The 13699-nt window shown below is 63.5% G+C and carries 10 protein-coding genes; all 10 read right to left on the reverse strand.

Annotation, left to right across the window (positions count from 1 at the left end):
- Positions 1 to 7: 7 nt before the first annotated feature.
- Positions 8 to 1369: a metallopeptidase TldD-related protein gene (locus C8K18_RS15035; RefSeq protein ID WP_107707949.1), complete on the reverse strand. Its 1362-nt coding sequence runs from the start codon at positions 1367 to 1369 to the stop codon at positions 8 to 10.
- Complete coding sequence (locus C8K18_RS15040; protein WP_107707950.1) at positions 1369 to 2805, reverse strand: TldD/PmbA family protein; 1437 nt, start codon at positions 2803 to 2805, stop codon at positions 1369 to 1371. The genes C8K18_RS15035 and C8K18_RS15040 overlap by 1 nt, the downstream gene beginning before the upstream one ends.
- Positions 2798 to 4456, reverse strand: a complete 1659-nt coding sequence (locus C8K18_RS15045) for an ABC transporter ATP-binding protein (protein ID WP_107707951.1) — start codon at positions 4454 to 4456, stop codon at positions 2798 to 2800. Before C8K18_RS15045 ends, C8K18_RS15040 begins: the two co-directional genes overlap by 8 nt.
- A complete protein-coding gene (locus C8K18_RS15050) occupies positions 4453 to 5568 on the reverse strand; it encodes an ABC transporter permease (RefSeq protein ID WP_029968817.1) in 1116 nt (371 codons plus the stop codon). Before C8K18_RS15050 ends, C8K18_RS15045 begins: the two co-directional genes overlap by 4 nt.
- Positions 5522 to 6574 (reverse strand): microcin C ABC transporter permease YejB, encoded by a 1053-nt coding sequence (locus C8K18_RS15055; RefSeq protein WP_107707952.1) that lies wholly within the window; start codon positions 6572 to 6574, stop codon positions 5522 to 5524. The genes C8K18_RS15050 and C8K18_RS15055 overlap by 47 nt, the downstream gene beginning before the upstream one ends.
- A gap of 26 nt (positions 6575 to 6600) precedes the next feature.
- Positions 6601 to 8469: an extracellular solute-binding protein gene (locus C8K18_RS15060; RefSeq protein ID WP_107707953.1), complete on the reverse strand. Its 1869-nt coding sequence runs from the start codon at positions 8467 to 8469 to the stop codon at positions 6601 to 6603.
- Between the two features lie 115 nt (positions 8470 to 8584).
- Complete coding sequence (locus C8K18_RS15065) at positions 8585 to 9355, reverse strand: TonB family protein (protein WP_107707954.1); 771 nt, start codon at positions 9353 to 9355, stop codon at positions 8585 to 8587.
- Positions 9352 to 9771 carry a biopolymer transporter ExbD gene (locus C8K18_RS15070; protein ID WP_006051605.1) on the reverse strand — a complete coding sequence of 140 codons (420 nt, stop codon included), beginning with the start codon at positions 9769 to 9771 and terminating at the stop codon, positions 9352 to 9354. Before C8K18_RS15070 ends, C8K18_RS15065 begins: the two co-directional genes overlap by 4 nt.
- A gap of 25 nt (positions 9772 to 9796) precedes the next feature.
- On the reverse strand, positions 9797 to 10408 hold the full coding sequence (locus tag C8K18_RS15075) for a MotA/TolQ/ExbB proton channel family protein (RefSeq protein WP_006051606.1): 612 nt from the start codon (positions 10406 to 10408) through the stop codon (positions 9797 to 9799).
- Between the two features lie 116 nt (positions 10409 to 10524).
- Positions 10525 to 13227, reverse strand: coding sequence for a TonB-dependent siderophore receptor (locus tag C8K18_RS15080; protein ID WP_107707955.1), 2703 nt, complete (start codon positions 13225 to 13227; stop codon positions 10525 to 10527).
- Between the last annotated feature and the right edge of the window lie 472 nt (positions 13228 to 13699).

Here is a 13699-nt window from a genome sequence, read left to right on the forward strand (position 1 = left end):
CGCCCCCCTACAACGTCAACTGAAACGAACGCGTAAGAATGCCCGGCAATTGCATGCCGCCCGTCGCCCGCTCGCCCCACGTGCCGTCGCTGAGCAGCAATTCCGCTTGCGCGCCAAGCTCCTCGAGCTCGCTGCCGAGCAGCCGATACAGGCTGTCGTCAAAGCGCATGGCGTCGAGCGGCGCGACGATCTGCCCGTCCTCGACCCAGAACGTCGCGAATCGCGTCATGCCGGTGACGCGGCAATTCATGCGGTCCGAAAAGTTCACGTACCACAAGTTGCCGACATAGAGACCCGTGCCGATCCGGGCGAGAACGTCGTGATCCGCGAGACCGCCGGCCTGCATTGCAAGCGACGTTGGCGCTTCTTCAGCAAGCGCGCCGTTCGGCGTCAAGCCGTATTCACGGGCGCTTCTCGCGTTGGTCAGCGTGCCGGCGCTGCGCCCCGCGTCGATGAGCGCGACCCGCTCACGCAGATACCCGTCTTCGTTGAAGGCCGGCGCGATGCCCAGCTCCAGTTCCTCGGCTATCGAGACGCGCGGGTCCAGCGCGACTTCGCCCACGTGCAGCTTGTACAACTCGCTGCGCGAACTGGCCTGCGCGCGCGCCGAGAAGCCGCGCCATGCCGTTACACCAAGCAGCTCCGCGAGCGCGGCCGGCGCGAGCCACGCGCGATACGCGCCCGGCGCGAGCACACGCGGTGCGCGAGCGAGCACCGCGAGCCGCCCGGCGGCCTGCTCCACTTTCGCCGCAAAAACGGCATCGCTCCAGTCGTCGCCGGCATAAGTGGTTTTGATCGCGCGGCCGCTCGGGTCGTACAGCGACCAGCTAAAATTGAAGTTGTCCACTTCGTACCAGCCGCGGCTGCCGTGCGTCGATGCAAAGCCGCGCACGATCGTGCCGCCCGCGTAGAAGCCCACGAAATCGAGGCCGCGCGCGCATTCTCCGACGAGGCGCGACAAGCCGTGCGGATCAGGCAATTTGCCCGAACGCCGTGTCGTGCGCTGCCATGCGGACGTATCGACGAGCAGATGCGGATCGTCGGCGGCATCGCGCAGCGCTTGCCGCAACATCGCCAGCGCGGCGCTCACTTCGTCGATGTCCTGCTGCAGATCGCCGCAGACCGTCAACGTGGAATACGCCTGGCGCGCGCCGTCGATCAGCCGCAAAGTCAGCTTGCCTTGCGACACGGTGCCGCTCTGGCGCACCTTGCCCGCGTTGAAGCGGATGAAGTCCGACTGCTCGCCGGCGAACGAGCTCAGCGTGGTTTCGCCGCCTTGCTGAAGGCGCTCGATAGCGTCGGCAAGCGACGTGAAGTGCCCCTGCCAGTCGACCAGTTGCCCGGCGCGCGTCGACATGAAGTGGTTCATCATGCGCCTCCGAACACGTCGACGTTGCTGAACACGCAAGCCGGCGACGCATGCCCCACGCGAATGACCTGCGCCGGCTCGCCCTTGCCGCACATCGGCGTGCCAAACACCTCGCGCGTGTCGGCGTTGCCCACGGCGCTCAGGCTGCGCCAGAAATTCGCGGAAATGCCCCGATAGTTCGGCTGCTTGACGATCTGCGTGAGCTTGCCGTTCTCGATCAGCTGCCCGAATTCGCAGCCGAACTGGAACTTGTTGCGATGGTCGTCGATCGACCATGAGGTGTTCGTTCGCATCAGAATGCCGTGTTCAATGTTGCCGATCATCTCGTCGAGCGAACTGTCGCCGGGCTCGATATTCAGGTTCGCCATGCGGTCGATGGGCGGCCGGTTCCAGTTCGACGCACGCGAATTCGCGACGCCCGGCATGCCCGCGCGTTGCTGCGACAGCGCGCCGCCGAGCGGTCGCTCCAGCACGCCGTTGCGGATCAGATATTCCTTGCGCGCTTCGGTGCCGTCGTCGTCGAATGCATAGGCCGCGGCTTCCTCGCGCAGTTCAGGATCGAAGGTCACGTTCAGCAGTTCGGACCCGTAGCGATATGAGCCGAACATGTCGGGCTTGACGAAACTCCAGCCCGCGAAGTTGCGCTCGTCGCCGAGAATGCGGTCGAGTTCCAGCGGATGCCCAATCGACTCGTGAATCTGCAACATCATCTGGTCGGGCATCAGCAGCAGATCGCGCTTGCCCGATGGGCAGTTGGGCGCGGCCAGCAATTGCAATGCTTCCGTGGCGACGCGCGGACCTGCGCCGTCGAAGCCGAAACGCGCCAGCACGTCCATGCCGCCCTGCGCAAGCGTGCCGTAATTGCCGCCGAGCGTGCGAACCTGCGTGTCGCCGTCCGCATGCGCGGCCACGCTGAGTTGCGGCATCACGAAGCGAAAGCGCTGATCGATCCGCACGCCGTCGCCGGTCATATAGAACTGATCGGTATGCGTGATCTGCACCGCCGCCACGCGTTCGACGATGCGCGGATCCAGCTTCGCAGCCGCGCATTCCGCGCTCAGGCGGTCGATCCATTCCGCGCGGCCCGGCAGCGCGTGCTGTGCATTCGGCGACACATATTCGCCGCTCACCGACGGCCGCGCCACCTCGCGATGATCGATCAACGACAATGCCGCGCTCGCCTCGGCACGCGCGCTTGCGAGATCGAGCGCATGCTGAAGGCCGGCCGCCGACAGGTTGGCCGTCGCCGCATAACCGGCCCCCGCCCCGACCCACGCGATCAGCATCGCGCCCCGATCGCGCACGGTGCGCAGCGGCTGCGCGACGTCGTTGCGAACTTCGTGATCGTCGATCCGCTCATCGACAATGCGCAGCGACCAGAACCCGGCGCGGCTCGTCAGTGAACGGGCGGCTTGCACCCAGCGTTCGTCAATCATTCAGGCTCCGTAGGTTTGGCGTGGGCTCAGGCAGTGGCGACAGCAGCGACGAGGCCAGCAGCGAGCGCGTGTAGGGATGCGACGGCGCGCGCAGCACGTCGAGCGTGTCGCCGCTCTCCACGACGCGCCCCGACTTCATCACGATCACGCGATGCGCGACGGCCCGCATAACCGCCAGGTCGTGCGTGATGAGAAGGTAGCTCAGCTTGCGCGTGTTCTGTAAATGTACCAGCAGCGCGAGCACCTGTTGCTGGATCGACACGTCGAGCGCGCTCGTCGGTTCATCGAGCACCAGCAGTTCCGGCTCGACTGCAAGTGCGCGCGCAATCGCGATCCGCTGACGCTGCCCGCCCGAAAATTCATGCGGGTAACGCGGCATGGCATCAGCGGGGAGCCCCACTTCGTCCAGCAGACTGGCGACTCGCGCGCGCCGCGCTTTCGCGTCGATCTCCGGGCGATGCACGGCGAGCCCTTCACCGACGATCTGCTCGACCGTCATGCGCGGCGACAGCGAACCGAACGGGTCCTGAAAGACGACCTGCATGCGCGAATACAAGGCCCGCCGCGAACTTGCGGAGCTCAGCGTGGACAGCGGCATGCCGTCGATATGAACATGACCCGCGGCCGCGCGCTGCAAGCCCAGTACGGTCGCCGCAAGCGTCGACTTGCCCGAGCCCGATTCGCCGGCAATGCCGAGCGTTTCGCCGCGCCGCAAGCTGAGATCGACGTCATGCACCGCGCGAAATGTCGAGCGTCGGGCCAGCGAGCGCCAGCCCTTGGCGGGCGTGCTGTAGTCGACGCACAAGCCTTGCACTTCGAGCAGACGGCGCGCGCCTTTGCCGAGCGGCGCAATCGAACGGCGCGGCTCGCTGTCGAGCAGGCGTCTGGTGTAGGGATGCTGCGGATCGCCGAACAGTGCCTCCGTCGTATTGGTTTCGACGAGCACGCCCTTCTCCATGACCGCGACGCGCTGCGCAAAGCGTCTGACGAGATTCAGATCGTGTGTGATCAGCAGCACGGCCATGCCGCGCTCGGCGGCTTCCTGTTCCTGAAGCTCGATCAGCAGATCGACGATCTGCTGGCGCACGGTCACGTCGAGCGCGGTCGTGGGCTCGTCGGCGAGAAGCAGACGCGGACGGCATGCGAGCGCCATCGCGATCATCGCGCGCTGACGCTGGCCGCCCGACAACTGATGCGGAAAACTGTCGATGCGCCGCTCGGGCTCGGGAATGCCCGTGCGTCTGAGCAGTTCGATGCCGCGCGCCCGCGCCGCGTTGGGCCGCCCGCCCTCGTGCAAACGCACGCTTTCGGCAATCTGCTTGCCGATCGTGAAGAGCGGATTGAGCGCGGTCATCGGTTCCTGAAACACCATCGCCACGTCCGCCCCGCGCACGCCGCGCATCTCCTGCTCGGTCTTGCGCAACAGGTCGTCGCCGTCGAGCAGAATGCGCCCGCCGAGTTCCGCATGATCGACGAGCCGCAGGATGGACAGCGCGGTGACGCTCTTGCCCGAACCCGATTCGCCGACCAGCGCGACGCGCTCGCCGCGCGCGATCGACAGGCTCAGATCGCGAACCGCTAGCCTGTCGCCGAAGCGCGCGGAAAAGCCTTCGATTTCGAGCAAGGGCCGCTCGTTTGCAGTGCGGTTCATCGGGGCGCTCCACCGAATGCCGAGCCGCGCGAACGCGTGTCGAGCGCATTGCGCAACGCGTCGCCGATAAACGTCAGCAGCAGCAGCGTGACAACCAGCGCGGCAAATGCCGACACCGAAATCCACCATGCGTCGAGATTGTTCTTGCCCTCCTGCAACAACTCGCCGAGGCTCGGCGTCGGCGGCGGCACACCGAGCCCGAGGAAATCGAGACTCGTGAGCGACAGGATCGCGGCGCTCATGCGGAACGGCAGAAACGTGATAACCGGCGTGAGACTGTTCGGCAACACGTGACGCCAGATGATCTGCGAGTTCGACAGACCCATCGTGCGGGCGGCTTTCACGTAGTCGAGCGAACGGTTGCGCAGGAATTCCGCGCGCACATAATCGGACAGCACGAGCCAGCCGAACATCGACAGAAGAATGAACAGCAGCCACAGCGTCGGCTCGAAGATCGACGCGAAGATGATGAGGAGATAGAGGTCGGGCATCGAGCTCCAGATCTCGATCAGGCGCTGGCCGATCAGATCGGTGCGGCCGCCGTAGAAGCCCTGTATCGCGCCCGCTGCGACGCCGATCAGCACGCCCGAGACCGTGAGCGCGAGCGCCATCAGCACCGACAGCCTGAAGCCGTATAGCAGGCGCGCAAGCACGTCGCGTCCGTATTGATCGGTGCCTAGCCAGTTCGACGCGGTGGGCGGCGCCGGATACGGATGCGCGGCGAAATAGTCGATGGTGTCGTAGCGGAAATGGTTCGGCGGATAGATCGCGAAGTTGCCGTTCGACTGAAGCCGCGAGCGGATATACGGATCGAGGTAATTGGCGCGTGCCGGAAAGTCGCCGCCGAAGAGCGTCTCCGGATAGTCCTTCACGATCGGAAAATAGTAATGGCCGTCGTAGCGCACCACGAGCGGCCGGTCGTTCGACAGCACTTCGCCCAGAAGGCTCACGACAAACAGCGACATGAAGATCACGAGGCTCCAGTAGCCCAGACGCTGCCGCCTGAAGCGCAGCCACGTCCGCCGCCACGGAGAAGTCACGGCTCGGCGCGTCGCGCCGGGTACATCATCGGTCCAGCCGGTTGAACTGGATGCGCGGGTCGACGAGGACATAGCAGACGTCAGCAATGAGTTTGGTTACGAGAGCGATCAGCGTGAAGAGGAACAGCGAACCCAGCACGACCGGATAATCGCGGCGAATCACGGAGTCGTAGGAAAGCTGGCCCATGCCGTCGAGCGAGAACAATGTTTCGATCAGCAGGTTGCCGTTCAGAAATGCGCCGACGAAGGCCGCGGGCAAACCGGTCAACAGCGGGATAGCCGCGTTGCGCAGCACGTGTTTCCACAGCACGTCGCGCTCGGAGGCACCCTTCGCGCGCGCGGTCAGCACGTACTGCCGGCCGATCTCCTCGAGGAACGTGTTCTTCGTGAGGATCGTGACGATTGCAAAATTGCCGACCACCGATGCCGTGACCGGCAGCACGATATGCCACAGATAGTCGAGCAGCTTGCCGAACAGGCTGAGTTCGCCGAAGTCGTCCGATGTGAGTCCGCGCATCGGAAACACCTGCCAGAAAGTGCCGCCGCCGAACAGCATCAGCAGCAGAACGCCGAGCACGAAGCCGGGGATCGCATAGCCCGCGAGCACGAGCACGCTCGTCGCCGTGTCGAACCGCGAGCCGTTGCGCACGGCCTTGGCGATGCCGAGCGGCACGGAAACGAGATACGTGAGAAGCACCGTCCATAGCCCGAGCGTGATCGACACGGGCAGCTTCGAGCGGATCACGTCCCATACTCGCGCATGCTGGTAGTACGACTGTCCGAGATCGAAGCTCGCATAGTGTTCGAGCATCAGCCCATAGCGTTCGAGCGGCGGCTTGTCGAAGCCGAACTCTTTCCTGATCTGCGCGATCTGCTGCGCGTCGACGCCCTGACTGCCGTGATATCCGCCGCCGCCCGCGCCCGCCTCTCCGCCACGGCCGGCGCCGTGGCGGAGTTGCGTCATCACCTGCTCGACCGGCCCACCCGGCACGAACTGCGTGACGACGAACGTGAGCGTGACGACGCCAAGGAGCGTCGGCACCATCAACAACAATCGTCTGAGAATGTAGGCAAGCATGCTGCTCCTCGATTCCTCGATAACGGCTAGTGAGCCGCGGACGTGACGGCCGCCGTGGCCGCGTCGCCGCGCGGGCGTCTTGCGAACCAGTAGCTGATCACCCAGTCCTCGTATCCATACGACGCCGGCACGACGTTGGGGAACCCGAGCGTCGTCTTGTAGCCGATGCGCGCCCCCGGCGCGTAATACTCGGGCACGAGGTAATACGAGTTGATCAGCACACGGTCCAGCGCGCGGGTCGCCGCCTGCAGATCGTCGAGCGTGGTCGCGGCGAGCGCCGCGCGAATCAGCGAATCGACCGCGGGCGAGCGAATGCCAGGATAGTTTTCCGAGCCCACCTGCGAAGCCGCCGCGCTGCCGAAGCGCCGTTCCAGTTCCACGCCCGGAATCGTCACCGGCGGATAGATGTACGTGGTCATATCGAACTGGAAGTTGTCGATCCGCTTCTGATACAACGCACTGTCGATCTCGCGCAAATGCGCGTCGATGCCGAGATTCGCGAGCGCCTGCATGTACGGCAGAATCAGACGGTCCATGCCCGGCTGATCGTCGATGATCTCGATCGTCATCGGCGTGCCGTGCTGATCGCGCAGCGCGCCGTCGCGATAGTGCCAGCCGGCTTGAGCAAGCAGATCGCGGGCGACGCGCAGATTGCCGCGCAGCGAGTTCGGCGGCAACGTGTTGGGCGGCGGCAGCATGGACCCGAACACTTCGGGCGGCAGACTCGCGCGGAACGGTTCGAGCAGCGCGAGTTCCTTCGGTCCCGGCATGCCGGTCGCGCCAAACGGACTCGCATCGAAATAGCTTTTCGTGCGCCTGTACTGGCCGTAAAACATCATGCGGTTCATCCAGTCGTAGTCGAACGCGAGCGTCAGCGCGTGGCGCACGCGCACGTCCTGGAACATCGGCTTGCGCAGATTCATCAGCATGCCCTGCATCTGCGCGGGGCCGTCCGCGAAATTGCCTTTTTTCAGCAGGCCGTTTGCGAAGTTCTTGCCCACGTACTTGCGCGCCCATTGCGTCGCGCTGTATTCGACGATCGCGTCGGCGTCGCCCGCCTTGAACGCCTCCAGTTGCGTGTAATGGTCGCGATACAGCTTGAACGTGATGTGCGCGAAGCGGTACATGCCGCGCCGCGACGGCAGGTCCGCCGCCCAGTAGGCAGGGTTGCGCCGGTAGGTGATTTCCTTGTCGTTCTTGCGCAACTCGACGAGATACGGGCCGCTCGAGATCGGCGGCTCGTTCGCAATCTGATCGAACGGCGGACGCGTGCCGTCAGCGCGCATCCCCCATTTCGGCGAGAACACCGGCAAGTCGCCGGCGATCAGCGGCGCATCGCGTTCGGCGTGCCGGAAGTCGAAGCGCACCGTCGCGCGGTCGATGACCACCGCGCGCCTGATCACCGCGAACTGCGCGTTGAACATCGGCGAGGCGCGCGGGCTCGTCAACGTGTCGAACGAATATTTGACATCGGCTGCCGTGACCGGATCGCCGTTCGAAAAGCGCGCGGCCGGGTCGATGTGAAACGTCGCGGACGACAGGTCGGGCGCGACTTCGACATCGTTCGCGATCAACGGATACTCCGACGCGAGTTCGTCCCAGCTTCGCTGCATCAGCGTGTCGAACATCAGATGCAGCACGTCCGGCGCGGGCGCGCCGCGCACGAGGAACGGATTCATCGAATCGTAGCTTTGCAATTCGTTGTAGTTCTGAAAATTCAGTGTGCCGTCGGTGCGCGCCGTGGGATCGGCGTAGTCGAAATGCGTGAAATTCGCGGCGTATTTCGGCTCGTCGTATTGCGATATGGAGGGCTTCGCGTGCGCGCACGCGCACAGCACACCGAACGCAAGGCTCAGGCCGACAGCGCGCGGCCAGCGAAACTTCACAGGTGTCATCTGTTTCAAATGCCAGAGGTCGCGCGCCGCTTGCGAGCCGACGCGCGATACATCGAACCGGCGCGACGATGATGATGGTCATCGCGCACGCCGCTGCTTCAATGCTGATGCCGCGTTACTCGTCGTCGGCCGGCGTGGTCTTGAACGAGAACGCCACTTCGCCGACGTACGGCTCGGCATTCTTCTCGCACCGGTACGCCTTCGCCGCAGTGACGACCGCCTCGTTGAAGACCGAGGTCGGCGGCGTCACGCGCACGATCTTGACGTCGCTCACGCTGCCGTCCGGGCTAATCGACAGATGCGCAATCACGGTCGCCGAGATACCGTCTTGCAGCGCGCGGCGCGGAATCTGCGGCTGCACCGCCTGACAGTGACCGCGTCCGTCGACCACGCCGTGCAACGCGGGCGGCGCCACCGGCGCGGGCGGAGCCGCGGGCGCCGTAGCGGGACCTGGCGTCGCATTGGCGGTGGCGAGCGCGGGCGCATTCGCGCTCGGATTCGCAGCGGGCGCGATGTTGGCGGGCTTAGGCGTCGCCGACGGCAACGCCGGCGGCGGCTTCGCCACCGGCAACGGCCTGGGCTGCTGCGGTTTGGGCGGCGGCTTCACCGGCGTCGGCGCAGGCGGCGGTTCGAGCTTCTTCACCTCGGGCGGCGGCGGCGGCGGTGGCGGCGCCATGGTCACCTGCATGACTTCGCGCGCGGGCGGCGGCTCCTGTTTGAAGCTCACGTGCGAGAGCCCCGCGACGATCAGCAGTTCGACAACGAGCGCGATCGCGAGCGCTGTCTTCATGGACATGCGGCCATGATGCGCCGGATTGGACGACGCCCATAGCGCGCCGCTCAGACGGCTTTGCGGGTCTTTCATGTCGAGTACCGGAGAGCTCATGTCGTCGGGTTCGTTGCCAGTGCAACCGAGCTGATGCCCGCCGCGCGCACCAGATCCATGACCTTGACGATGTTCTTGTAGCTCGTGCCTTCGTCGCCCGCGATCGCCACGTCGACCTTCTTCGAATCGTGCACGAGCCCTTGCAGGTGCGCGGTCAGTTCTGTCGGCGTAACGGGCTTTGCGTCGAGATAGATTTCGTCGGTCTTGGTGACGCCGATGGACACCTTCACCGTCTGCTGTAACTGCTCCGCCGTGCTCGATTGCGGCAGGTCGAGTTTGATGCCCGCGCCCTGGATCATCTTCAGCGTGGCCAGCATGAAGAACACCAGCAGGAACATCATGATGTCGATCATCGGAATGATCTCGATGCGCGCCTTCTCTTCCGCGCCCAGGTAATGGCTGCGATGGTTACGCATGATCGTTCTCCTTGGAAGCGCGCATTCAGGCGGCGAACCGCGACACGAGCAGCGACTTGATCAGATCGAACTGATTCACCGTCATGCGGATGCGCTTGTTGAAGTAGTTCAGAAAGATCACGCAGACAATCGCGATGGTCAGGCCGCAGGCGGTGGCCGTCAGCGCATGGCCGATGCCGCCCGTGACCCCGTTGGGGTTCGCGGTGCCGCTCGTGCCGAGCACGTTGAACGATTCCACCATGCCGATGATCGTGCCCAGCAGACCGAGCAGCGGGCCGAGCGTGACCGCCGTGTCGAGAATCCACAGGTTGCGGTCGAGCCGCGGCATCTGGAACATGATGGTTTCCTCGAGTTCGCGCTCGACCACCGCTTCCGGTTTGCCCCGCACTTTCAGCGCGCTTTTGACGAGTTCCCCTTGCACGGTCTGTCCGTAATGTTCGGCGACCTTTTGCGCGTCGGACAGGTTGGCCGGCTCGACCATCTTCAGATCGTGTTCGAGCGTCTTGCCTGCCTTGACCGCTCGCGAGAAAAACATGAAGCGCTCGACGATGATCGAGATGCCGAGCAGGAAGATGAAGGCCAGAAGCGGAATCAGGCCCATCGATTGAACCGAATAGTTGATAAGGGTATTGAGCACGAAAAACTCCGGTTACGTCTTTAACAAAGTTGAGCCGCCTCGGTCCGAAGACCTGAGCCGAGGCGGCGACCGACCAGACTAGACAGACTGCGTTTCTAAAACAGACATCGCGCGGCCTAGAAGCGATACGTCGCGCCGACCTGGAAGAAGCGGCCAATGTTGGTGTAAAGCGACTGGTCGTAGCCGGTGATATCCGGCGTGGCCTGCCACTCCACGTCGAACGGCGGCTTGCGATCGAAGATGTTGTTGATGCCGCCGTAGATGGTCCAGTGCTTGAAGCCGCGATACGTGGCCATCAGGTTGAACTGGCTATACGACGCGACAGACAAGGTGCCGCCGTCGCCGAACTCGTCCGCCACCGCGTTGGTGTACGGGCCGGTGTATTGCCAGGTGAGCGTCGTCGTGAACTTGCGGTAGTCCCAACTCAGGCTCGTATTGCCCTTCCAGCGCGGATTGCTGGCACCGAACGGTTGCAGCAGCGCGAGATTGTTGCCGGCGAAATCCTGAGTGGGCGCGCCCGGACTATTGAGCTTGAAGTGCCACACATAGGCCCAGTCGCCCGCGAGCGTGAAGGTGCCGTACTTCGTGCCGACTGACTTGCGGAAGTTCATGTCGAAGCCGTCGGTGTCGAGCGAGCCAAGATTGACGAACTGTTCCTTGATGTACGCTACCGTGCCGTCCGCATTGCGAATCACCGTCGACGGATCGTTCGCGTTGATCACCGCGTTCGGGTCGTTGGTGCCGATCACTCCGTCGATATGGATCTTGTAAAACGCCGCGCCGATATCCGTCGACGAGTCCGGCGATAGCTGGAAGCCGATGTTGTAGTTCTTGGTCCGCTCGGGTCCGAGGTTCGGATTGCCGTTCACCTGTTCGGTCGTGAAGTGCTTGGTCGGCACGCCGCTCGGGTCGTTCGGGTCCACCAGATTCTGGTGCGCGAGATAGGTCGCCTGCGAATTTTCGACGAGCGTCGGCGCACGGAAACCACGGCTGTACGACGCGAATGTCGTGAGCGCCTGCACCGGCTGAAAGCGCAGCGCGAAGCTCGGCGAAAACGCGCCGCCAAAGTCGCTGTAGTGGTCGTAACGGCCGGCCTGCGTGAACGTCAGGTTGCGGATGATCGGAATGTCGATCTGGTAGTAGACCGCGGCCACGTTGCGCTCGCCGTCGACCGTCTGCACGTTGGCCGGCGCGGTGATGCCGAGCGCGCTGTAGGTGCGCGAATTGATCAGCGAGCTCTCGTGACGGAACTCCGTGCCGAAGCCGACACCCACAGGCCCGCCCGGCAAGTTGAAGAGATTGCCCGTGGAGGTTTTGGCCGTCACGCTGTCGAGCTTGGAGATGGCCTGCTCGTAGTCGTTCTGGAACACGCCGTTCAATCCGTTAGGCGTGGCCGACGGATTCGAGAAATCATAAACGCCGTTCTGCAAGATGTTTTCGACACCCGCCACGTTCAGGGCATTCCTGTATGTCGTGTCGACCGTGCTTTGCGAATGGCCGTAGTCCGCGGACCAGTCCCAGTCGCCGAACTTCTGTGTGGTGAACGAGCCCTTCACGCCGGTCGTCGCGCGCCAGAATGTGGACACCGTATCGGCTGAAACCGTATTTGGAAACGTGTAATTGATTTGCGCCGGCGCGCCGAACGGGTTGTACGGATTGCTTCCCGGGACGGTTCGCGATAGCGGCAACGCGGAGCCGGTCGCCGGATTGAACGCGTTGGTCGTGCTTGCAAGCACGGCCGGACCTTCGTTCTGCACCGTTTCATTGCGGCTCACCCACAAGTCCGCGTAGGCCTGCACGTCGTCGTTAATTTTGAAGGTGCCGCGCACCTTCGCATTCAGACGCGTGGTGGACGGCACCAGCGATGTCGCGCTGGCGGGGTTGCTCTTGCACGTCGCGCCGCCGTTTGCCGAGACGCTGCCGGGCGGGCATGGGCTGAGCGCGGTCTGGGTGCCGTCGGGTGCTGTCCAGTAAGACTGCTGATTGGGGCCGAGCGGGCCTGCGAGGCCGCCGGGGAACTGGCTGAAGTCCTGATTGGCCGTCATCGACCGGTCCGCCAGCGACGATCCGCTGTCGCGGTAGTAGCTTGCCGCGGCCGTCACGTTGAAGCGATCCGCGTTCAGATCGCCGAAGCCGCCGAGCACGCCGAAGTTGCCCTGGGCATCGCCAGGATGCTGCGCCTTGCCGAGCTGGCCGTCTATCTGCAGGCCCTGGAAGTTCTTCTTCGTGATGATGTTGACCACGCCCGCAATCGCGTCCGAGCCGTACACAGACACGGCGCCGGTCTTCACGATATCGATGTGATCCACCATGTTGAGCGGAATCGAATTGACGTCGAAGAAGGTGTCCGTGAAGTTGACCGCCTTGCCGTAATTGGCGACGCGCTGGCCGTCGACCAGGACCAGTGTGTACTTCTCACTCAAGCCGCGCAGCGCGATGCCGCCGCCACCTTGCGCCGAGCTGTTCATGGTCGTTTGGCCCCAGCTGCTGCCCGAATTCGCCGACGTGCCGCGCAGGAAATCGGCCACCGTCGTATAACCGCTTTGCTCGATTTCCTTGGGCGTGATGGTCTGCACTTCCGTGTTGCCGACCTTGTCCGACGTGCGAATCAGCGAACCGGTGACTTCCACGCGCTGCATCTTCGTGACGTTACCCGTGTCCGGCGCGGCCGGCGCGGCTTCCGACGTCGTCGCGGCTGCGGTACTACCGGTCGGGGCCGGTTGGCTTTGTGCAAACGCTGGTGCGGCAATCGCCGCTGACAGCGCAAGTTCTGCCCAAAGCATTTTTCTGATGGCCAACGCCAATGCCCTTTGTTTCATTTTCCCCTTCTCACTTGTCAGTAAGACCACACCTGTTGTGCAAAGAAAAGTCTTATGGACTTCTCCGCCTTTTTTACAACGCCCACGCACCACGCTTTACCGGATATGCCCCGCATGTGTGCAAATACGTCCAAAACGGATAAATCTAATCAGGTGCACTTTTGTTAAATCAGAGACCAGCCATCTATTCAATGGCTTTAAATATGGATGCCTAACTAAATAACAAAATGAAAGGTATTTTCTTTCTGGAACATTTCAGGTTCGATAAAAATTCGAAGCGTTGGGCATTCGACTTTTTCGCATCGCCTGTATCACTTGCGCAGCCGGTAACTAGTACGGATGCCTAAGTTTTCTTCTCTCCGCCTCCGGTCAGGCAGGACTCGCCCCCCGGTTCGCGCGCCGCGGCTTGCCGGTGGGTTCGTCAGCCTATCGAAAGGTTTGCGGACACCTGGCTACCATCTTCGTTGCGCGG

The organism is Paraburkholderia sp. GV068, from assembly GCF_003058125.1.
Lineage (GTDB): Bacteria > Pseudomonadota > Gammaproteobacteria > Burkholderiales > Burkholderiaceae > Paraburkholderia > Paraburkholderia graminis.